The organism is Mycobacterium sp. URHB0021 (genome assembly GCF_054057895.1).
The window spans coordinates 44348-65634 of record NZ_JBSRZT010000002.1 but is presented as its reverse complement, the minus strand read 5'-3'; the positions used below and the strand labels follow the sequence as shown (position 1 = coordinate 65634).

Below are 21287 nucleotides of genomic sequence, written 5' to 3'. Positions count from 1 at the left end.
ATAGAGTGTGGTCGGGGCTTGATCAGCAAACGATTCGATGTTTGAATCGCGGTAACTGACACGTATGCGGCGGGCGCCGTCACGTAGGGACTTAATAGTGAGAGAACGCGAGCGATTCGTCGGCGACGGCGTCGATTACGACACCAAACCCGACGCCGCCGATCGCGGGCGAGGCGAGGAGAGCGACCTCCCTGGCCTAACCCACCTCGCCTCCGCTAACGGTCAGGCCCGTGAGACGGAGCCGTTCCGGCGAATCGTCGATCACAGCCCCGATGCCATCTGCATCCATCAGGACGGGCGGTTCGCCTATGCGAACGCCGTGTGCGTGCGGTGGTTGGCTGCCGGATCTGTCAACGAGCTCATCGGCCACGAACTTGCGCGCTTCGTTCACGCGTCGTCGATACCGCCGATCATCGCGCGCACCGCCACACTTCGCCGGCCGGGTGATGTCTCCGAGGCCACCGAAGCTGAACTCATGCGCCTCGACGGCACGTATATGCATGTCGAGGCGCTGTCGGTACTGACCACGTGGAAGGGCCGAGCCGCCTATCAACTGGTCTTCCGCGACCTCACCGAGCATCAGGCTGCCCGAGACACAATGCGTTACCAGGCGGCACTCGTCGACCATGTCAGCGATGCGATCATCTCGGTGGCCGAGGGCGGGATCGTCACGACGTGGAACGCCGCCGCTGAATCCATCTACCGGCGTCCGGCGCATCGCGCGCTCGCCATGCCCATCAGCTCTGCCGTCGGTGCCCCTCTGGATCCGTCCGCGATCATCGCCGCCGGGGGACAAGTACACGCAACGCATCACGCGATGGACGGAACCGCCAGGGTGATGCGCGTTTCGGTGAGCGAGATCGACAACGGCTACGTGGTGGTCTGCTCGGACGACACCGCTCTACGGCGGGCCGAACGGCACCTCAATGCCGTCGTGGACTCGCTGCAGGAGGGAGTCCTGGTCGTCCACCGCAACGGCTGGGTGCCGACCATCAATCCGGCGGCGCGCCGCATCCTGGGACTGGGCCCGACGATTTCGGATGCCGAGGACACGGCCGCACTGCAAGAACTGAGCCTGTACGACGCCGACGGTTCTCCGATCACCGGTGACGACAGCCCGCCCCTCAAGGCGTGGAACAGTGGAATCCCGACGATCGGCCGGATCATCGGTATCGGGCGGGCCGATGGCGAGACGATCTGGCTGTCCGTGACCTGCCGCCTCCTCAACCCGCAGGACCGTGAGGGGTCGCCGGTGTTGGTGACCTTCACCGACGTCACCGCACACCGGGCGGACAACGAACGCCTCGCGCACCGAGCCGCGCACGATGTGCTGACGGGCCTTCCGAACAGGGCGCACATCGTCGAGGCGATCGACGCGCTTCATGACGGAGAGGCGACGTTGACGGCGGTGCTCTTCATCGATCTCGATGACCTGAAAACCGTCAACGACACCCTCGGCCACGAAATCGGCGATGCCGTGATCCGGGCGACGGCGGACCGGTTGCGCCAGGCGCTGCGACGGGACGACATCGTCGGGCGCCTCGCCGGAGACGAGTTCGTCGCACTGTTGGTCGGCGACGATCTCGACAGCCGCGCACTGGAGCCGTTCGTCCAGCGGATCCGCAATGTGCTGACCGAACCCATCACGATCCCCGGCGGCGCGCTGGAAATCAGCGCGAGTATCGGGGTGATCAGAACGGTGCCGGACGATCCGCGCGACGCGGCGGCGCTACTTCGTGAAGCCGACGCCGCGATGTACGCCGCCAAGGCAAAGGGAAGACAGGCGAGTCGCTTCTCCCGGAGGGCCGGGGACAACGTCGAGTCCGAGCCCCGGAGCGCAGCCGACATCCCGTTGTTCTGAGGGCCGGGCGCCGTTTGCCGGCTATCGCCGCCTGCCCGCGGTGGTCAGAATGGTGTGATGACCGAGACCCGACCCCCCTTACCGCCGTTCACGCTCGAGACCGCCCGGGAGAAGGTGCAGGCGGCGGAAAACGCATGGAACACGCGCGATCCTGAGCGCGTCAGCCTGGCGTACACCGTCGATTCACAGTGGCGTAACCGCGGCGAGCATGTCGTCGGCCGGGACCAGATCGTCGCCTTCCTGACCCGAAAGTGGGAGCGCGAACTCGATTACGTGTTGCGGAAGAGCCTGTGGGACTTTCACGACAATCGCATCGCCGTGCGGTTCCAGTACGAATGCCGCGACGCCGCCGGCCAGTGGTACCGCAGCTATGGCAACGAGCTCTGGGAGTTCAGCCCCGAGGGCCTGATGGCCCGGCGTGAGGCGAGCATCAACGACATCACGATCGACGAGTCCGACCGCCGCTACTTCGCCCCGCGCCCCGAATCGGAGTACGGACAGGACATCGTGCTGTACTGACGGCCTCGCCGTCTATTCGCCGCCCACCGAGGGCAGGTCGACGACAAAGCCGCTGTCGCGGTGCCACCGCTTACCCGGGTAGACCATCACGGGCGGCTGGGCCTTGACGTTGGGGGTGGCGACGATGCCGGGCCGGGGCGACGGGTCGTGGGTGGGATAGGTGCCCGCGTTGGCCATGCCGGCCAATCCGAGGGCCGCACCGCCCAGCAGGCCTGCCGAAATGGCGGGCAGGGCGATCCAGCGGGTGAAGTTGCGGATGATCGTGTTGGTCATTTCGGTAACCTCCTGGGGGGCTGCGCTTTTCGGTCTCGGCTGCCGGCTTCTCCGGCGTTGAGATAACTGTCCCGTACCTGCGATGTGACGTCTGTCGGGCGTTCGGCGGTGAACCCGGTGGAATCCGATGTCCCCCGATCGAGGGAAGCGGGCCGGTCGGCGCAGTGCTGCCGGTGGCGGCGTGGGCGACGGCGGCTGCGCCGAGGTGGAGGTTGCCGACGCTCGAGAGGCCTGGTTGTTTCGGTCATGACTCGAATTTCGCGCAGCGGGGCGGCCGTGGCTGTCGGGCGATCGGCGGGCGTAACGGATGAATTGCGTGTCCCCAATCGGGGGAAGATCGGGCGTTGCCGTGCGAGGCTTTCTTTCGTGGCGGGCGAAAAGGTGCGCGTGGTGGTGGGTGATGACCATCCGCTGTTCCGCGACGGTGTGGTGCGGGCGTTGACGTCGAGCGGTTCGATCGACGTGGTCGCCGAGGCCGACGACGGAGTGAGCGCACTCGCGGCCATCAGGGAGCATTCGCCGCAGGTGGCGCTGCTCGACTATCGGATGCCGGGCATGGACGGCGCGGAGGTCGCGGCTGCCGTGGTCCGCGACGAGCTGCCGACCAGGGTGTTGCTGGTGTCGGCCCACGATGAGTCGGCCATCGTCTTCCGTGCGCTGCAGGAGGGTGCGGCCGGGTTTCTGCCGAAGGAATCGACCCGCTCCGAATTGGTGAACGCCGTGCTGGACTGCGCGAAGGGGCGCGACATCGTCGCACCGAGTCTCGCGGCCGGGCTCGCGGGCGAGATTCGTCGACGCGCCGAACCGGGGGGCCCGGTGCTGAGCCCGCGCGAGCGCGAGGTGCTGAAGATGATCGCGGCTGGCAACAGCATTCCGGCGATGGCCAAGGAGCTCTTCCTCGCACCGTCGACGGTCAAGACCCACGTGCAGCGGCTCTACGAGAAGCTCGGCGTCGGTGACCGCGGCGCCGCCGTCGCCGAAGCGATGCGTCGCAAATTGCTGGACTAGCCGGGACCAGCGTGGACAACCGGTTTCACTGCGATGGACATCGACTCACATCGGGGCTACGCCATCCATATCACGGCGACGTCGCCTCCCGAGCCGGTCGCGGAAATGGTGCGCTCTCTTATGTGACGGTCAAGCCCCTGGCGATGACGAGGCGCTGAATCTGGTTGGTGCCCTCGAAGATCTGCGTGATCTTGGCCTCACGCATGTACCGCTCGGCGCGGAAGTCGCGGGTGTAACCCACGCCGCCGAATACCTGCACCGCATCGGTGGTGACCTTCATCGCGGCGTCGGTGGCGATCAGCTTGGCGACGCTGGCCTGTTGTGAATACGGCCGCCCCAGGTCGCGCCGCCGCGCCGCATCCAGGTAGGTCGCGCGGGCACTGGCCACCGCGGCGGCCATATCGGCGAGCAGAAAGCCGAGTCCCTGGTGGTCGATGATCTTGCGGCCGAACGTCGTTCGCTCGTTGGCATAGCGGGTGGCCTCATCGAGCGCAGCCTGGGCCAGCCCGACCGCGACCGCCGAAATGCCCAGCCGCCCGGAATCCAGTGCGGAGAAGGCGATCTGGAGACCCTGACCCTCCTCGCCGATGCGTCGGTCGGCGTCGATGCGAGCATGGTCGTAGAACGCCGCGGTGGTCGGAATGGCGTGCAACCCCATCTTCTCCTCGGGCTTACCGAAGCTCAGGCCGGGCAGATCTCCGGGGACCAGGAAGCACGACACCCCGCGTGAGCCCTCGCCGGTGCGGGCGAACAGCGTGTAGAAGTCCGCGACACCACCGTGCGTGATCCACGACTTGGCGCCGTTGATGACATAGCCGCCGTCGTCCGATCGCGCTGCCGCGCAGCGCAGGGCCGCGGCATCGGAGCCCGCCTGCGGTTCGGACAGGCTGTAGGCGCCGATCTGCTCACCCGACAGCATGCCGGGCAGCCACCGTTGCTTCTGCTCGTCGCTGCCGAAGGCCAGCAGCGGATGAGACGACAGGCTGTGCACGCTCACCGCCACCGCGACGGCCGCCCATCGCGCCGCGATTTCCTCCAGCACCTGCAGGTACACCTCGTACGGTTGCCCGCCACCGCCCCACTCCTCGGGCTGCGGCAGGCTGAGCAACCCCGCCGCCCCCAGCTGCGCAAAAACCCCGTCGGGGTAGGTCTCAGCCTTTTCGTGCGCGTCGACGATCGGATCGAGCACCCTGTCGGCGATGTCGCGGGTGAGCGCGATCACATCTTCGGCCTCCTGCGACGGCAACAGCCGGTCCACTCTCATCCGCCATTCTCCTGTCTAACTTGGTCAGCACAGTACCGCCGCGGTTTAGCTGTGACTGCCGGTAGCGGCTATGGTGTCTCGGGCAGAATCCACACGGATCAGGGAAGCAGACGGTCACGTCATGAGTGAGCAGACGAATGCCGATGCCGCCGGTGGGGCGGGTGCGACGGTCGGGGTGGTCCGGGAGTCCGGCGCCGACGAGCGGCGGGTGGCGCTGGTGCCGAAGGCGGCCGCAGCACTGGTCAACAGCGGGGTGAAAGTCGTAGTCGAGGCCGGCGCCGGGGAACAGGCGTTGCTGCCCGACGACCTCTACACCGCTGTGGGCGCAACGATCGGCGACGCCTGGGCCGCCGACATCGTGGTGAAGGTCGCGCCGCCGAGTGCCGAGGAGGTCGCCAAGCTGCGCAGCGGGCAAACGCTGATCGGCTTTCTGGCCCCGCGCAACGCCGACAACCAGATCGCGGCGCTGAAGACCGCGGGCGTGCAGGCCTTCGCGCTCGAGGCGATCCCGCGGATATCGCGCGCCCAGGTGATGGACGCGCTGTCTTCGCAGGCCAACGTCTCCGGTTACAAGGCGGTGCTGGTGGCCGCGTCGGAGGCGACGCGGTTCTTCCCGATGCTGACAACCGCGGCGGGCACGGTGAAACCCGCCACCGTGCTGGTGCTCGGAGTCGGCGTGGCGGGGCTGCAGGCGCTGGCCACCGCCAAGCGGCTCGGCGGCCGCACCACCGGGTACGACGTGCGTCCCGAGGTTGCCGACCAGGTGCGGTCGGTGGGCGCGCAGTGGCTGGACCTGGGTATCGAGGCCGCCGGCGAGGGCGGCTACGCCCGCGAGCTCTCCGAGGACGAACGCGCCGAGCAGCAGAAGAAGCTCGAAGAGGCGATCAAGGGTTTCGACGTGGTGATCACCACCGCGCTGGTGCCCGGCCGGCCGGCGCCGCGTCTGGTGACCGCCGCAGCCGTCGAGGGGATGAAGCCCGGCAGCGTCGTGGTGGACCTCGCCGGCGAAACCGGCGGCAACTGCGAGCTCACCGAACCGGGTCAAACCGTCGTCAAACACGACGTGACGATCGCGTCGCCGCTGAACCTGCCGGCCACCATGCCCGAGCACGCCAGCGAGCTGTACTCCAAGAACATCACCGCCCTGCTCGACCTGCTCATCAAGGACGGCAGGCTGGCGCCGGATTTCGACGACGAAGTCATCTCCGCGTCCTGCGTGACGCGCAATGCCGAGGGGGACGCGTAGATGTATGACCAACTGCTCGCCAACCTGGCGATCCTGGTGTTGTCCGGGTTCGTCGGGTTCGCCGTCATCTCCAAGGTGCCCAACACCCTGCACACACCGCTGATGTCGGGCACCAACGCCATTCACGGCATCGTGCTCATCGGCGCGCTGGTGGTGCTGGGCCGAGTCGAGCATCCCTCGCTGGCGGAGCAGATCATTCTGTTCGTGGCCGTGGTGTTCGGCACGCTCAACGTCGTCGGCGGCTTCGTGGTCACCGACCGCATGCTGGGCATGTTCAAGGGCAAGAAGCCGGCACCCAGGCCCGCCGCTTCTGCTGAATCTGCGGCCGCCGCCGCGGATACGAACGGGGTGGCACGATGAATTATCTGGTCGTCCTGCTGTATCTCGTCTCGTTCGGGATGTTCATCTACGGCCTGATGGGTCTGACCGGGCCGCGAACCGCCGTGCGTGGCAACTGGATCGCCGCCGTAGGTATGGCCCTGGCGGTGATCGCCACGCTGGTCTATATCCGGCACACCGAGAACTGGGGCCTGATCATCGCCGGCCTGCTGCTCGGCGTGGTGCTGGGTGTCCCGCCTGCGCGGTTGACGAAGATGACGGCGATGCCGCAGCTGGTGGCGCTGTTCAACGGCGTCGGCGGCGGCACGGTCGCGCTCATTGCGCTGTCGGAATTCATTGACACCAAGGGATTCTCGGCGTTCCAGCACGGCGAGACACCCACGGTGCACATCGTGGTCGCCTCGCTGTTCGCCGCGGTCATCGGATCGATCTCGTTCTGGGGCTCGATCATCGCCTTCGGCAAGCTGCAGGAGATCCTGCCCGGCAAGCCCATCGGAGTCGGCAAGGCCCAGCAGCCGCTGAACCTGCTGCTGCTGGTGCTCGCCGTCGCCAGCGCCATCGTGATCGGCCTGGCCGCCCATCCCGGCAGCGGCGGTGCGTCGCTGTGGTGGATGATCGGCCTGCTGGCCGCCGCGGCGATCCTGGGCTTGATGGTGGTGCTGCCCATCGGTGGCGCCGACATGCCGGTGGTGATCTCGCTGTTGAATGCGATGACCGGATTGTCGGCGGCAGCAGCCGGATTGGCGCTCAACAACACCGCGATGATCGTGGCAGGCATGATCGTCGGCGCCTCAGGTTCGATCCTGACCAACCTGATGGCCAAGGCGATGAACCGCTCCATTCCCGCGATCGTGGCCGGCGGCTTCGGCGGCGGCGGGGTTGCCGTCGGCGGCGGCGACGACGCCGACCGTACGGTCAAGGCCACGTCGGCGGCCGACGCCGCGATTCAGATGGCCTACGCCAACCAGGTCATCGTGGTGCCCGGCTACGGGCTGGCGGTGGCGCAGGCTCAGCACGCCGTGAAGGACTTGGCGAACCTCCTCGCGGACAAGGGTGTTGAGGTCAAGTATGCGATTCACCCGGTGGCCGGCCGGATGCCCGGGCACATGAACGTGCTGCTGGCCGAGGCCGAGGTCGACTACGACGCCATGAAGGACATGGACGACATCAACGACGAGTTCGGCCGAACCGACGTCACGATCGTCATCGGCGCCAACGATGTCACCAACCCCGCGGCACGAAACGACCCGTCGAGTCCCATCCACGGCATGCCGATCCTCAACGTGGACCAGTCCAAGTCGGTGATCGTGCTCAAGCGCTCGATGAACTCCGGCTTCGCGGGCATCGACAATCCGCTGTTCTACGCCGAGGGCACCACGATGCTCTTCGGCGATGCCAAGAAGTCGGTCTCCGAGGTGGCGGAGGAATTGAAGGCATTGTGAGTACTTTTGCGTAACGGCAATCACAAATTCACGTAGTCCGCTACGCGCGTCCCGTGCGTTAAACCCGGAAACGATGGCATCAGGCCAATCGTGGAGGGGATGCATGGAACCCATCAGGAAGTCGGTGTGCGAGCAAGCGCCGATCGTGAAGGACAAATCAGCATTCAGGCAGCTCGAACAGCAGCATGAGGTGGAAGCGCTGCAGCGTCAGCGAATCAGATTCGACTCCGTGTTCACCGGGCCCACCTGGTAGCCGGCTGAGAGGGCGACGCCTACGGTTTCGGCTTCGGCCCGGACGGGAATGTGTAATCAACGGATGCGTCAAAGGCGCTTCCGAGCATCCCGACTTAAGGAGCCGGCATGGAGAGCAACACAGTCGTCTGGATCGTCGTTGCCATCGTCGCCGTACTGGTGATCGTGGGCTTGGCGTTCGCGGCCCGCAGTAGGCGCAACCAGCATCGGCACGTGGAGGCCGAGCGGATCCGCGAAGAGGTCGACGCGCACAGCGCGAAGGTGGACAAGCGTGAGGCCCTCGCCGAGGAAACCGCCGCGAAGGCGCGTGCCGCAGAAGCCGAAGCGCAGGCCAAGGCCGCCGAGGCCGCGCGCCTCAAGGGTCAGGCAGCGTCCCATCAGGACGCCGTCGCCATGTCGCGCGAAGAGCTCGAGGATCGCAGGCAGCACGCCGACGACCTCGACCCGAGGACGCCCAAGGTCGACGATCGTGATGTCGACAATCGCGATGACGTTGCGCGCGACCAAGCGGTTCGCGACCAGGCCGTGCGTGGAAACAACACCGACACCGGACAATACGAGCGCCGGTAACCAGCGCCGCTGATGTGAGTTGAGCCCGTGTCGCGCTCAGGGTAGGCGTATCCCTATGAGCGCGGCACTGCCTCAGCGGTGCTTACAGGTTGATCATCTTCGCCCGCCAGTCTGCCCGTCGATACGGCTGGGGTTGTGCAGGCACCCACCAGAATTACGTCCGGTCAGCCTGGCGACCGCCGGGAAATGACGATACGGACCACAAAGAATGTCGATGAGCAGACCGATCCCGACGGTGGTGCAAGCGTCCCCGCTTTGGTCCCTTCGTGCACAGTCGTCTGGATCTCGGCCGTCAGGTTCGCAGCGTCGCCGCTCCGACCCGGCGTTTCGCCGTACACCTGAAGGCGGGTGGCGTGTCCATCGAGGCGCTATGAACTGGCGGCTCAGCTGTTCGATGGCGATCAGACCGGCAGGGTTCCGCATGTCGTGGTCGGTTTCGACGAGAATGTATGGGGCAGCATGGTATTGGCCGCAAAGTGGAGTGGCTGGCCTGGCATTGTCGGCCGCCACTCGCTCTAGCTGCGGGATGGTGAGATTGCCGTGCCAACCAGCACAACCGGCAAGCCGATGACGATTATCGGGTGGCGCCGGATCTAGGCTGCGACCGCGCTCAGGCAATGCCGATGTGATAATAGGGTACGGCGCAACTTTCAATGCTCCTAGCGGAAAATGTTGTGGCTCTGCCGATTTCCCGACATATGCCCGCGGCGCCATGAAGCGTATCAGGACGTCAGGACGGTCCCGTTATCGTGAAACTGTGAGGGGTCGCATCTTTTCAGCTGTCTTCCAGGGTGATTCGCATCACCCATCTGCGTTTTGACATGGCTCCGCGGTCATTGACATCGCCGGCTGTCGTTCCGCCCGCATTGCACGTCTCGTGCAGCGCACGCGTTAGTCCAGATGTCGAGGCAAACGTGGCTGTGAGATATCGGAGTACCGACAGTGCATATCGCGATAATTGGAATAGGCTGCCGCTTTCCAGGTGGAGTTCAGGACGCGACGAGTTTCTGGGACTTTGTCATTGACGGGGGCTCGGGCATCGTGGATGTTCCACCCGATCGGTGGAGTCTTGCCAAGTACTACGACCCAGACCCGGACGCCCCTGGGCGGATGTATACCAAGTCGGCGGGCTTTCTGACTCAGTCGTTGCGACACTTTGATGCTGACTTCTTCGGGATCTCGCCACGTGAGGCCGAGGTACTCGATCCGCAGCAGCGGATGCTTCTCGAGGTGTCCTGGGAGGCACTCGATGATGCGGGGGTGGCCGGCCGAGTCGCCGGTCGCGACGTCGGGACGTTCATCGGCGGGTTCACCAATGACAGCATCGTCGGCCGCGTTGGGCCCCAGGTGCGAACTGAGATCAACAACCACACTGCAATGTCGTCGAGCCAGACTCTGCTGTCGAATCGACTGGCCTTCACGCTCGATCTGCATGGGGCAAGCCTGACGATCGACACCGCCTGCTCGTCGTCGTTGGTCGCAACGCATCTCGGCGTCCAGGCCGTCGCTGCCGGCGAGTGCGAAATGGCCTTGGTGGGTGGCGTCAGCGTGATGACACAGCCGGAAACGTTCATCTCGATGTGCAAGGGCCGCTTCCTCGCTGTGGACGGTCGTTGCAAGTCGTTCGATGCCGCCGCCGACGGCTACGGACGCGGCGAAGGCGTCGGGATCCTGGTGCTGAAAACACTCGACAGTGCCCACACCGACCGCGACCGGATCTATGGGGTGATCCGCGGCTCGGGGGTCAACCAGGACGGCCGAACGATGGCGTTGCCGGTGCCCAGCGCGCAGGCCCAGCGTCGCCTCGCCGAGCAGGTGTGCTTGACCGCCGGCATCGACCCGGGCCGCGTCGGCTATGTGGAGGCACACGGTACAGGCACGGCGATCGGCGATCCGATCGAGGCCGAAGCACTGGGCCAGGTTTACGGAGTTGGTTGCGACCGAACCGATTCCGTGGCGGTGGGGTCGGTGAAGAACAACTTCGGGCACACCGAGGCGGCGGCCGGCGTCGCGGGTATGATCAAGGCCGCGCTGACGGTGTATCACCGGCGGATCGCACCTCAGGCACATTTGAACCGACTCAATCCCCGCATTCCCTTCTCGGAGCTGCGGCTGCGGGTGCCGCTAGATGCCGAGCCCCTCCCAATCGCGCTTGGGCACCGGGGATTGGTTGCGGTGAATGGATTCGGATACGGCGGTACCAACGCACACGTCCTCATCGAGCAGCCGCCCGATCCTCGGGACGACTGCACGCCGAGGCGGGACCACCACGGCCCACTGCGAATTCCGATCTCAGCGCGAAACGATGACGCGCTGCGCGCACTGGCAGGTCGGTACGCTGACCTCCTGGCCGGCGACTCCGAGCGGTCCGAACTCATCACCGACGCAGCCTGGTCGCGTCGAGCGCATCACAAGCTGCGCACCATCGCCATCGGCGCAACGGTCGGCGAAGCAATCAACGAGCTGCGAGCCGTTGCCGACGGCACCGCTGCCCGTCGTGCCGAACGGGTCCTCACCGAAGGCAACCTCGACCCGGTGTTTGTGTTCAGCGGTATGGGCCCACAGTGGTGGGGTATGGCGCGCGAACTTCTTGCCGGCGAGCCAAATGTATTCGCACGCACCGCGCGCGAGATCGATGAGCGCTACGTGGCCGAATCCGGGCGGTCGATCATCGCCGAACTCCTCAGAAGCGAAGACGATTCCCGGATGGGTAGCACGGAGGTCGCTCAACCCGCGACTTTTCTGGTGCAATCGGCTCTGGTGTCCCACCTCGCCCAGTTCGGCGTCCGACCCGCCGCCGTCATCGGTCATAGTGTCGGCGAGGTCGCGGCGGCGTACGTCAGCGGCGCGGTGGATCTCGACGACGCAGTTCGGATCAGCCTGCACCGGTCGCGACTGCAAGCCACCACCGCAGGAACGGGAGGTATGGTCGCCATCGAGCGCTCGGCGCACCAAGCGCGTGAGTTGCTACGCGACTTCCCCCAGCTCGATATGGCCGCCGTCAATGGGCCATCAGCAGTAACCATCGCCGGGCCCAACAATGCGCTGAAGGATCTGTGCGAGCACCTTCAGGCCGCCGATGTACCCGCACGAATGTTGCGAGTCGAGGTGCCATATCACAGTCGGTTGATGGATCCGATTCTCGAGGACCTGCGCTTTGATCTGCGCACGATACAGGCAAAGCCCGCGACAACGCCGCTGTACTCGACGGTCACCGGCGCCCTGATGACGGGTCGGGTTGATGCCGCTTACTGGGCTGACAACGTCCGGAGGCCAGTGCAATTCGCCGATGGCGTCGCCGCTCTTCTGGACGCGGACTATCGCGTGTTCGTCGAAATAGGCCCACATCCTGTGCTCGGCGCGAATATTCAGCAGTGCATGGCCTCTGCCGGCGTCAGCGGAGCCGTCGTCGCGACGCTTACCCGCGACGGTGCTGATCAGCGGAACCTCGACGCTGCGCTCAGCCTGCTCTACGGCCACGGCAGCATCGAGACCATCTCGCCGGACACCGTCGTCGCGTCGCACGTGCAGTTGCCGGCCTATCCGTGGCAACGGAAAGAGCACTGGCACAACGAGCGGGGAACTACTGGCCTTCGTCCCGGCGCCCGGCCCGTCCCTGTGCTGCTCGGGGAGCGGACGGCCGCGACAGGCGACGAATGGGAAGTCGAACTGTCCGTGAGTGCGCTGCCGTGGCTGCACGACCACTCGGTATCGGGTTTGCGCGTGCTCCCGGGTGCGGCCTATCTCGACGCCGCCGTTAGTGCTGCGGTAACCCGCAGCGGCAGGGCCGCTGTGGCGCTGGAAGATGTGGTGTTCGTTGCGCCGCTTATCATCGGTGATCACGAGGTTCCGGTGCTGCGGGTATCAGTCGAGCCAAGTACTCGCCGATTCAGCATCCAATCCAAGGCGACAACGCGGACCGAGGACTGGACGGTGCATGCACGGGGACGTCTCGTCGAGGCCGACCTCACCCCCGAGACCGTCGATGTCACCGCTCCCGGTGCGGCAGTGATCATCGGTAGCGAGCTGTATGAGGAAATGCGTACCCGCCGCCTGGTGTACGGCACGTCTTTCCAACGCATCCGGCAGGTCGATGTCGCCCTCGCGGTGGCACAACCCGATACGGGAGCGCAATCGACACCGGATGTCGCCATCGCGACGCTGTCGACCGAACCCACACCGGAGGTCGACTTCGGGGACTCTTCGGGTCACACCATTCACCCGGCGGTCGTCGATGCGGCGCTGCACTGCGTCGCGGCGCTACCGCTCGCTGACCTGGCCTATGTACGTGCGACTTCTCCCGAAGACAGGCATGGCGCCGCGGTTCCCGTTGAGATAGGGGCGCTGCGGTATCACGGCTCGATTCCCGACGACCCGGTTGTGAAAGTGGTGGTACCACCGACTCGGCCGCTGGCAGCCGACATCTTCATCACCGATCAGCTCGGCGAGGTCGCGGTGTCGATGACGTCGGTGCGATTCCAACAAGTCGGCGTCGCCGAACGCATCGACAGCCGACTCGATGCGTGCTACTACGAGCCGCAATGGCACATTGTTGAGAGCGAACCGACGGCGACCGGGCTTGGCGCGATGACCAGAGCAGTGATCGTCATCGGCGATTCCGGGATCCGTCCCGACGTGGTCGGGCATCTGGCCGCGGGCGTAACCGACGGATCAGTGATCACCGTCGCCGACCCGACGGACGGGGACGCCTACCGGCTCGTCACCGCCCGGCTCCGTGAGCTTGCCGACAGTGCCGCCGGGCACATCCAGATAATCATCGTGTTTGGCTCCTCCGTCTCCGGCCCGCATAACGTGTTCGCGGCCAATCAGATTGCCCGACGTATGGCCGAGACCCTGTTTCGTCGACAGCATGTCCATCTCGAGGGAGGTCAACACGGTTGTGGTCACGTGCGAGGCGCTGTCAGTCCCCGGTGACAGCGCTGTGAACCTGGCCCACTCCGCCGTCGTCGGTGCGCGCCGCACCTTGCGTAATGAGCAGGATCTGGCGAGGTGGTCCTTGGTGGACCTGGATCGCCTGACGACGTTGGAGCGCGCCGTCGAGATCATCAATGCTCCACTCTGGCCAGCTGACGAGATCGCGGTCCGCAACGGCCAACCGTGGTCGATGAGGATTCGGCGGAGCCTACAGGAGCGACTCGCAGAGCTGGAAGTCGCGACACCACTGCACAATCCGGAGGCCAACTTCGGCGTCGAGGTATCACGGTATACGGGTTTTCCGAGCCTGTCGCTCCGTGAAGTGACGCGGGCGCAGCCCGGGGTCGGTGAGGTCGAGGTTCGGCTTGACGCCGTGGGGCTCAACTTCAAAGACAGTATGAAGGCGCTGGGGATCCTGGGCGAGCGTCAACTCAGCGAGACGTATTTCGGTACCACGCTGGGCATGGAGGGGTTGGGTTATGTCACCCGTGTCGGCGCAGGGGTCGCCGACGTCGTACCCGGCGAGCCGGTCGCCGTCGGAACCCGCGACATGCTGCGCCGGTATGTGAACATCAGGCTGGGCGAGGGCGCGAACATGGCCACCGGTGTGCTGGCTGACACCCCGGAGATTCTTGCGAATCTAGATCCGCTGCAATGTGGTTCGACCTTGCCCTATCTGACTGCGATCTATGGATTGCGGACGCTGGCGAAGGTGCAACCGCGGGAGGTCATCCTCATCCACGGGGCGGCGGGCGGGATGGGCTTGGCGGCGGTCCAGGTCGCCCGCAGCCTGGACGCCACGATCATCGCCACCGCCAGCACACCGGAACGGCGGGCGACAGCCATGGCGTTCGGTGCTCACCATGTGCTGGACTCACGGTCGATCGACTTTGTCCGTGAGGTCCGCGCGCTCACCGGCGGTGCCGGTGCCGATGTGGTGTACAACTCGGCACCGGGTGAGATTGCCCGCCAGAATCTGGTGGCAGCAGCGGAATTCGGTCGAATTGTTGAATTGGGCAAGGCGGATGTCTACTTCGGCGGCGTGTTGGACCTTACGTTGTTCGATAAAAATCTGGCGCTGTTCGCCGTCGACATGGACCGGATGCTCAAACACCGTCCAGAGGAGATGCGGGCATTGACCCGGGAAGCGATCATGGGCCTGGCGACGGGAACGTATCGGTACCTTCCGTACCAAGCGTTTCCCATCTCGGCGGTGAGCACCGCCTTCGAGACCGTCGCTCGCTCCACCCACATCGGTCGTGTCGTACTCGATATGCGGGAGGCGCGGCCACCGGTCAAACCACGGATGCGAACCGTCGCTGTCGATCCCGCTGCCATGTATCTGGTTACCGGGGGTTTCGGCGCATTCGGGATGGCCACGGCCCGCTGGCTGGTAGGCGAGGGAGCGCGGCACCTCACTCTTGTCGGCCGCACCGGTGCGGCCGAGGCGGTACGGCGAGAGCTCGTCGAATTCAGCGAGGCCGGCGTCGAGGTCATCGAAGAATGTGTCGACGTTGCGAACGGTGATGCGGTCGACAATCTTGTCTCGCGCATTCATTCGACGTCGTGCCCCCTCAAGGGAATCTTCCATGCCGCTGGTGTCGTCATCAATCATTCCATCCACGAGGTCACCCTGGAATCGCTGCTGGCCACCTTTGCGCCCAAAGTCGACGGAGTCCTGAACCTGCACAGCGCAACTCTGCGAAGCGGTGCACGCCTCGACCTCTTTGTCATCTATTCGTCGATCTCCGGCCTGGCTGGAACCGGCCGGCAGGTGGGGTATGCGGCGGCCAACGCCACGCTCGACACGATCGCCACCCACCTGCGTATGCAGGGCACCCCGACCACCGTCATCGATTGGGGTGGCATGGCGGGTGGAATGGCGGAGCCGGACGCGGCCGGTGGCCGCCTCCTCGAGCTGTTTGGCTATCAACTGATCGATATGGACCAAGGACTTCGGCTGATGAAACGAGTGATCGAACTGGACATTCCACAGGCCGTGATCGCCGACGTGAACTGGGCGCAATGGGCAGCCGTCCACGCCCCATCCACCCGTACTCCGCGTTTCGCCGAAATCGTTGCCAGTCCGGACACCAATCCGCCGGGCAGCGCCATCAAGGCTGAAATCTTGGCACTGCCAGCGGAGCAGCGCCCGCCGGTCATCACGATGCTGCTCGCAGAGGAGCTCTCAGCGGTTCTCCGCCTGCCGACCGAGGAGCTCGATTTGTACGCGCCGGTTACGGATCTCGGGCTGGACTCGTTGACGGCGATGGAACTCGGGGCCCGCGCTTCCAGAGCGTTGGGTGGAATGCAGTTGTCGGTGCTGGAGTTCAGCGGCGGACACAGTCTGAACAGCATTGGGGCGAAACTGGCGAATCGGCTGGCGCGAGAGTCCGGCAGTGACGCGGCGGCGAACCAAGAATCTGAACAGGCGAATGCGCAGTGAGTGACGAGCCCTGGAACGTCGCGAGGGACATGATTCGCCGATATCGCGGTCAGCTGGAGGGTTCCGCGGATACCGACGCCATACCCGATCTGGACGGCCAGCTTGCGAACTCGGTACCTGCTGCCACGGACTTCACCGATCACCCCGGCGTGGCGGTACCGGTGGCGGCATATCGAGAAGCGACGCAGCGGCTCGCCGAAATTGGCCTGACACACCCTTACCATCTCGCCCGGACCGGCCGAACAGCTACCACCGTTACCTATCCGGGACACGCACCCGCGATCAACTATGCACATTTCAACTACCTGGACCTGGCGGGCGATCCGCGGGTGCGCGACGCCGCGAAGCACGCGATCGACGAGTACGGAACCTCGGTGTCCGCCAGCCGAATGGTGTCGGGTGAGATTCCGCTGTACCAGGAGTTGGAACGACTCCTCGCAGGCACCTACGGTGTCGACACTGCGTTCATCACACCGTCCGGCTATCTCACCAATGCGGCTGTCATCGCATATCTGCTTGGCCCGGCGGACATCGCAGTGTGCGATTCGTATGTGCACAACAGCATCGTCGGTGGCACTCAGTGGGCGGGCTGTCGGCGCATCAACTTCAAACACAACAATCCCGAATCTCTCGAGACGACGCTGAGGATGTCCCGCCGCAGCGCCAAACGCGCGCTGGTGATCGTCGAAGGGCACTACAGCATGGACGGTGATACGCCCTGCCTGCCCGACATCATCTCGATCGCACGGCGGTACGACTGTTCGATCATGATCGACGAAGCACACTCGTTCGGCGTCCTGGGCGCGACCGGTCGTGGCGTCCGCGAATTGTTCGACCTGTCAGCCGACGATATCGACATCTGGATGGGCACCCTGTCCAAGGCGCTCGGCAGTGTAGGTGGATTCGTGGCCGGTAACCAGCTGCTTATCGACGGACTACGTTATGCCGCACCGGGATTGAGTCTGTACTCTACTGGGCCCGCTCCACCCGTGGTTGGCGCCGCGTTGCAAGCCCTGAAGGTAATGCTTGCCGAACCGGACCGCGTAGCGCGCCTGCAGGCCAACGCGGGGTATTTTCACCGGAAGGCCACCGAATGCGGATTTGATCTGGGACTCTCGGAGGGGACGCCCATCGTGCCCGTCGTCGTAGGCGACGACCTGCGTGCGGCATCCGTGTCCGTCGCCCTTTTCTATGCCGGTGTCAACGCCAACGCGCTCGCGCATCCGATCGTGCCGAAAGGTGCTGCCCGGATCCGGTTTTTTCTGAACTCCGAACACACACGTGAGCAGATCGACTCGACTATCACCACGTTACAAAATGCTTTTGCACTTCACGACCTCGGATCGTGAGTCGACTTTGCTTCTGCGCGCGCGAAAGTATTGAGTTCGGGTCTGCCGGCCCGTTAGCTGGCAACTCGTGTCCGTCTTTGTCGATATCGCACCGGACGAGCCGCAACTCGGCTCGCCGGCCTCCGTCACGCCCTCGGGTAGGTGGCGCGGACGGCTGACCCGCGCAGCGCTGCCGCTGTTGTCCCTCGTCGTCTTCTTCACCGTCTGGCAGCTGGTTGCCGCCAGCGGCATCTGGAACCAGACCTTCGTGCCCTACCCGAGCACGGTGTGGAGCGCCTTCCTCGATGTGTCAACCACCCACGACGGGGTCCGCGGCTACGCGGGTTACCTGCTCGCCGAACACCTCTACATGACGCTGCGCCGCGTGTTCGCGGGCGTGATCATCGGGGTGGCGTTCGGGGTCCTGTTGGGGCTGGTGATGGGATCCGTCGGCTGGGTGCGCAGCGTACTCGAACCATGGCTGACGTTCCTGCGCGCTTTACCGCCGCTCGCGTACTTCTTCCTGCTGGTGATCTGGCTGGGCATCGACGAGGCCCCGAAGATCACGCTTCTGGCGCTGGCCGCGTTGCCTCCCGCCGCGGTCGCCACCACCGCCGCCGTGGTCGCCGCTCCGGTCGGGCTGCAGGAGGCCGCACGCGCGCTGGGTGCGTCGCGCCGTGAGGTGATCCGCGACGTGGTGGTTCCGTCGGCTCTGCCTGAGACCTTCACCGGCATCCGGCTCGCGGTGGGAATGGCGTACTCGTCGGTGGTCGCCGCCGAACTGTTCAACGGGCTGCCGGGGATCGGTGGTCTGGTCAAGGATGCCAGCAACTACAACAACACCCCTGTCGTCCTGGTCGGGATCTTCGCCATCGGGATCTCCGGCCTGATCATCGACGGTCTGCTTCGCGCCGTGGAACGGCGCGCTGTCCCTTGGAGAGGAAAGATATGAAGCTCAAGGCGTTCATCGAAACTGTAGCGGTGGTTTCAGTGGTCTCGTCGGCAGCGCTGGCATTCGCGGGTTGCTCCGTCGACCGGTCGGCGAGTCAGGGCGACAAGCCGACCATTCGTATTGGCTACCAGAGCTTTCCGAGCGGTGATCTGATCGTGAAGAACAGCCGGTGGCTGGAGGACGCGCTGCCGGACTACAACATCAAGTGGACGAAGTTCGACTCGGGCGCCGATGTCAACACCGCGTTCATCGCCAAGGAGCTGGACTTCGGTGCGCTCGGTTCCAGCCCGGTCGCGCGCGGACTGTCCGCGCCGCTGAACATCCCCTACAAGGTCGCCTTCGTCCTCGACGTCGCGGGTGACAACGAAGCGCTGGTGGCGCGCGACGGCAGTGGCGTCAACACGATCGCCGATCTGAGAGGCAAGCGGGTCGGCACACCGTTCGCGTCAACCGCGCACTACAGCCTGCTGGCCGCGCTGTCCCAGAACGGCTTGTCCGCCAACGATGTTCGACTGGTCGACCTGCAGCCGCAGGCCATCCTGGCGGCGTGGGACCGTGGCGACATCGACGCCGCCTACAGCTGGCTGCCCAGCCTCGACGACCTGCGCAAGACGGGTAAGGACCTGATCACCAGCAGGCAGCTGGCCGAGGACGGCAAGCCGACCCTGGACCTGGGGGCGGTGTCTGACGATTTCGCCAACGCGCATCCCGGCGTCGTCGACACCTGGCGCCAGCAGGAAGCGCGCGCCTTGTCGCTGATCCACGAGGATCCAGCGGCGGCGGCGAAGGCCATCGGCGCCGAGATCGGACTGTCGCCGGATGATGTGACCGGGCAACTGAAGCAGGGCGCGTACTTGACTCCCGAACAGGTCGCGTCGCCGGAATGGCTTGGCTCCGACGGCAAGCCGGGCAACATCGCGACCAACCTGCAGAGCGCATCGGAGTTCCTCGCTGAGCAGAAGCAGATCCCGTCGGCGGCGCCGTTGCAGACGCTCCAGGATGCGATCTACACCAAGGGGTTGCCCAGTGTCCTCTCCCAATGACGTCAAAGATGCGACCGCACAAGACAACAGCGGCGCCATCCGGATCAGCGGGGTATCCCACCGGTACGGCCGCGGCAACAGTGAGGTCACCGCGCTCGGGCCCGTCGACCTGACCGTCGACCCCGGGTCGTTTCTGGTGCTGGTCGGCGCATCCGGGTGCGGCAAGAGCACTCTGCTGCGCCTGCTGGCCGGTTTCGAAGCCCCGAGCGAGGGCTCGGTCGACGTGGCGGGCGGACGCCCGCAACCGGGGGTGACGGCGGGTGTGGTGTTCCAGCAACCGCGGCTGTTCCCGTGGCGCACGGTCGGCGGCAACGTCGACCTCGCGCTGAAGTATGCCGAGGTGCCGCGCGAGCGGCGTGCGGCACGCAAGGAGCAGTTGCTGCAGCGGGTCGGCCTCGAGGGGACGGCCGACCGCAAGATCTGGGAGATCAGCGGTGGCCAGCAGCAGCGGGTGGCGATCGCCAGGGCGCTGGCCGCCGAGACGCCGCTGTTCCTGCTCGACGAACCGTTCGCGGCGCTCGACGCGCTCACCCGCGAGCGACTTCAGGAAGACGTCCATCAGGTCAGCGCGGAATCGGGTCGGACGACGGTGTTCGTCACCCATAGCGCCGACGAGGCGGCCTTCCTCGGCTCGCGGATCGTGGTGCTGACCCGGCGCCCGGGCCAGGTCGCGCTGGACCTGCCGGTCGATATGCCCCGGACAGGCATCGACCCCGACCAACTGCGTCGCTCACCGGAGTACACCGAATTACGGGCGGAAGTAGGCCGGGCCGTCAAGGCCGCGGCGGCATGAGGTCGCGCCCCAGGCGCACAAGGGATTTAGACCGGCGGATAGGCGGGCGGCGGGTAGACGCCACGCAGGATCCATGCGAACCAGTTCACGCCGTACTCGAGTTCGTCGCTCGCGTCATAGTCCGGATTCGGATCCATGTCTCCACCTCTCGGGTACGGCCGCTCTCGCGTGAAGTCTAGACCCGGCGTGGCTGCGGCGACAGTGCGACAGCCTAAACTGTCCAACCAGTTGATTGATGCCCCGGCGGGTGCCCGGGCCTGCCTATAGTGAGTCGCCATGCCAACATCGGAAGCCCTCGGTTCGAACGGGATGTCCCGTCGCGAGGAGTTGTTGGCCGTCGCCACCAAGTTGTTTGCCGCGCGCGGTTACCACGGCACCCGGATGGACGACGTCGCCGACGCCGTCGGTCTGAACAAGGCGACGGTCTACCACTATTACGCCAGCAAGTCGTTGATCCTCTACGACATCTACAAGGGCGCCGCGGACTTCACCGTCGACGCGCTGCACGACGACCCGTCGGCGTCCGCGCGCGAGACCATCTACCACTTCACCCGGCGCCTGCTCGTCGGCATCGCCAGCGATATCGAGCGGGCCGCGGTGTATTTCCAGGAGGGCCCCTACATCTCGGAGTGGTTCACCGAGGACCAGGTCGCCTACATCCGGGAAAAGGAGACCCAGGTCTATGAGCACGTCCGCGATGTCATCGACCGGGGCATCGCCAGCGGCGAGTTCTACGAGTGCGATTCCCACGTGCTGGCGCTGGGCTACATCGGGATGACGCTCGGCTCCTACCGGTGGCTGCGCCCGCACGGCCGGCGCACCGCGCAGGAGATCGCGGTCGAGTTCAGCACCGCGCTGCTGCGTGGCCTGATCCGCGACGAAACGGTGCGCGTGGCGTCTCCACTCGGCGTCGACATGGAGCACGACGCGAACGCGGCACCGTCGGGCTAGAAGCCGAAACGGTAGAGACGGTCGTAGTCACGGACGACGACCCCTCCGACCCCGCCGAAACTGCG

17 protein-coding genes and 1 pseudogene are annotated in these 21287 nt (G+C 65.5%); 15 read left to right on the top strand and 3 right to left on the bottom strand.

Annotation, left to right across the window (positions count from 1 at the left end; translation table 11 throughout):
* The first annotated feature begins 97 nt into the window (after window positions 1–97).
* Complete coding sequence (locus ACVWWN_RS02465; protein WP_457142472.1) at window positions 98–1861, top strand: diguanylate cyclase domain-containing protein; 1764 nt, start codon at window positions 98–100, stop codon at window positions 1859–1861.
* 57 nt (window positions 1862–1918) lie between these two features.
* The gene (locus ACVWWN_RS02460) at window positions 1919–2380 is read left to right on the top strand and encodes a nuclear transport factor 2 family protein (RefSeq protein ID WP_457142471.1); all 462 of its coding nucleotides are present in this window, start codon (window positions 1919–1921) and stop codon (window positions 2378–2380) included.
* 12 nt (window positions 2381–2392) lie between these two features.
* On the opposite strand, the gene ACVWWN_RS02455 is transcribed toward ACVWWN_RS02460, so the two are convergent.
* A complete protein-coding gene (locus tag ACVWWN_RS02455) occupies window positions 2393–2653 on the bottom strand; it encodes a hypothetical protein (RefSeq protein WP_457142470.1) in 261 nt (86 codons plus the stop codon).
* Between the two features lie 366 nt (window positions 2654–3019).
* On the opposite strand from ACVWWN_RS02455, the gene ACVWWN_RS02450 reads away from it, so the two are divergent.
* Window positions 3020–3661: a response regulator transcription factor gene (locus tag ACVWWN_RS02450; protein WP_457142469.1), complete on the top strand. Its 642-nt coding sequence runs from the start codon at window positions 3020–3022 to the stop codon at window positions 3659–3661.
* A 118-nt stretch (window positions 3662–3779) separates the two neighbouring features.
* On the opposite strand, the gene ACVWWN_RS02445 is transcribed toward ACVWWN_RS02450, so the two are convergent.
* Window positions 3780–4925, bottom strand: a complete 1146-nt coding sequence (locus ACVWWN_RS02445) for an acyl-CoA dehydrogenase family protein (protein ID WP_457142468.1) — start codon at window positions 4923–4925, stop codon at window positions 3780–3782.
* A gap of 121 nt (window positions 4926–5046) precedes the next feature.
* Between ACVWWN_RS02445 and ACVWWN_RS02440 the strand changes: the two genes are divergently transcribed.
* The 11 genes from ACVWWN_RS02440 (at window position 5047) to ACVWWN_RS02390 (ending at window position 20271) form a co-directional block, all read left to right on the top strand.
* Window positions 5047–6171 (top strand): Re/Si-specific NAD(P)(+) transhydrogenase subunit alpha, encoded by a 1125-nt coding sequence (locus tag ACVWWN_RS02440; RefSeq protein WP_457142467.1) that lies wholly within the window; start codon window positions 5047–5049, stop codon window positions 6169–6171.
* The gene (locus tag ACVWWN_RS02435) at window positions 6172–6531 is read left to right on the top strand and encodes an NAD(P) transhydrogenase subunit alpha (protein WP_457142466.1); all 360 of its coding nucleotides are present in this window, start codon (window positions 6172–6174) and stop codon (window positions 6529–6531) included. It abuts the gene before it with no gap.
* Window positions 6528–7952: an NAD(P)(+) transhydrogenase (Re/Si-specific) subunit beta gene (locus ACVWWN_RS02430; RefSeq protein ID WP_457142465.1), complete on the top strand. Its 1425-nt coding sequence runs from the start codon at window positions 6528–6530 to the stop codon at window positions 7950–7952. Before ACVWWN_RS02435 ends, ACVWWN_RS02430 begins: the two co-directional genes overlap by 4 nt.
* A gap of 103 nt (window positions 7953–8055) precedes the next feature.
* Window positions 8056–8205 carry a hypothetical protein gene (locus ACVWWN_RS02425; protein ID WP_457142464.1) on the top strand — a complete coding sequence of 50 codons (150 nt, stop codon included), beginning with the start codon at window positions 8056–8058 and terminating at the stop codon, window positions 8203–8205.
* 107 nt (window positions 8206–8312) lie between these two features.
* Window positions 8313–8774, top strand: coding sequence for a hypothetical protein (locus tag ACVWWN_RS02420; RefSeq protein WP_457142463.1), 462 nt, complete (start codon window positions 8313–8315; stop codon window positions 8772–8774).
* Window positions 8775–9716: 942 nt separating this feature from the next.
* Window positions 9717–13709 (top strand): type I polyketide synthase, encoded by a 3993-nt coding sequence (locus tag ACVWWN_RS02415; RefSeq protein ID WP_457142462.1) that lies wholly within the window; start codon window positions 9717–9719, stop codon window positions 13707–13709.
* Window positions 13645–16155: an SDR family NAD(P)-dependent oxidoreductase gene (locus ACVWWN_RS02410; protein ID WP_457142461.1), complete on the top strand. Its 2511-nt coding sequence runs from the start codon at window positions 13645–13647 to the stop codon at window positions 16153–16155. Before ACVWWN_RS02415 ends, ACVWWN_RS02410 begins: the two co-directional genes overlap by 65 nt.
* Window positions 16152–17504, top strand: a complete 1353-nt coding sequence (locus ACVWWN_RS02405) for an aminotransferase class I/II-fold pyridoxal phosphate-dependent enzyme (protein WP_457142460.1) — start codon at window positions 16152–16154, stop codon at window positions 17502–17504. The genes ACVWWN_RS02410 and ACVWWN_RS02405 overlap by 4 nt, the downstream gene beginning before the upstream one ends.
* Before the next feature lie 67 nt (window positions 17505–17571).
* Window positions 17572–18435, top strand: a complete 864-nt coding sequence (locus ACVWWN_RS02400) for an ABC transporter permease (protein ID WP_457142459.1) — start codon at window positions 17572–17574, stop codon at window positions 18433–18435.
* Window positions 18432–19478, top strand: coding sequence for a taurine ABC transporter substrate-binding protein (locus tag ACVWWN_RS02395; RefSeq protein WP_457142458.1), 1047 nt, complete (start codon window positions 18432–18434; stop codon window positions 19476–19478). The genes ACVWWN_RS02400 and ACVWWN_RS02395 overlap by 4 nt, the downstream gene beginning before the upstream one ends.
* A complete protein-coding gene (locus ACVWWN_RS02390; protein WP_457142457.1) occupies window positions 19435–20271 on the top strand; it encodes an ABC transporter ATP-binding protein in 837 nt (278 codons plus the stop codon). The genes ACVWWN_RS02395 and ACVWWN_RS02390 overlap by 44 nt, the downstream gene beginning before the upstream one ends.
* 26 nt (window positions 20272–20297) lie before the next feature.
* Here the strand turns inward: ACVWWN_RS02390 and ACVWWN_RS02385 are convergent.
* A pseudogene (locus ACVWWN_RS02385) lies at window positions 20298–20405 on the bottom strand (CAP domain-containing protein); the annotation flags it as partial.
* Window positions 20406–20547: 142 nt separating this feature from the next.
* Here ACVWWN_RS02385 and ACVWWN_RS02380 point away from each other — a divergent pair.
* Entirely contained in the window at window positions 20548–21222 is a 675-nt protein-coding gene (locus tag ACVWWN_RS02380; protein ID WP_457142456.1) for a TetR/AcrR family transcriptional regulator, read from the top strand.
* Window positions 21223–21287: the final 65 nt, after the last annotated feature.

Bases quoted from the DNA above. Each gene is read 5' to 3' on its own strand.
- ACVWWN_RS02460 (WP_457142471.1), top strand. From the start codon at position 1,919: ATGACCGAGACCCGACCCCCCTTACCGCCGTTCACGCTCGAGACCGCC.
- ACVWWN_RS02455 (WP_457142470.1), bottom strand. From the start codon at position 2,653: ATGACCAACACGATCATCCGCAACTTCACCCGCTGGATCGCCCTGCCC.
- ACVWWN_RS02445 (WP_457142468.1), bottom strand. From the start codon at position 4,925: ATGAGAGTGGACCGGCTGTTGCCGTCGCAGGAGGCCGAAGATGTGATC.
- ACVWWN_RS02440 (WP_457142467.1), top strand. From the start codon at position 5,047: ATGAGTGAGCAGACGAATGCCGATGCCGCCGGTGGGGCGGGTGCGACG.
- ACVWWN_RS02435 (WP_457142466.1), top strand. From the start codon at position 6,172: ATGTATGACCAACTGCTCGCCAACCTGGCGATCCTGGTGTTGTCCGGG.
- ACVWWN_RS02430 (WP_457142465.1), top strand. From the start codon at position 6,528: ATGAATTATCTGGTCGTCCTGCTGTATCTCGTCTCGTTCGGGATGTTC.
- ACVWWN_RS02425 (WP_457142464.1), top strand. From the start codon at position 8,056: ATGGAACCCATCAGGAAGTCGGTGTGCGAGCAAGCGCCGATCGTGAAG.
- ACVWWN_RS02420 (WP_457142463.1), top strand. From the start codon at position 8,313: ATGGAGAGCAACACAGTCGTCTGGATCGTCGTTGCCATCGTCGCCGTA.
- ACVWWN_RS02410 (WP_457142461.1), top strand. From the start codon at position 13,645: ATGTCCATCTCGAGGGAGGTCAACACGGTTGTGGTCACGTGCGAGGCG.
- ACVWWN_RS02395 (WP_457142458.1), top strand. From the start codon at position 18,432: ATGAAGCTCAAGGCGTTCATCGAAACTGTAGCGGTGGTTTCAGTGGTC.
- ACVWWN_RS02390 (WP_457142457.1), top strand. From the start codon at position 19,435: ATGCGATCTACACCAAGGGGTTGCCCAGTGTCCTCTCCCAATGACGTC.
- ACVWWN_RS02380 (WP_457142456.1), top strand. From the start codon at position 20,548: ATGCCAACATCGGAAGCCCTCGGTTCGAACGGGATGTCCCGTCGCGAG.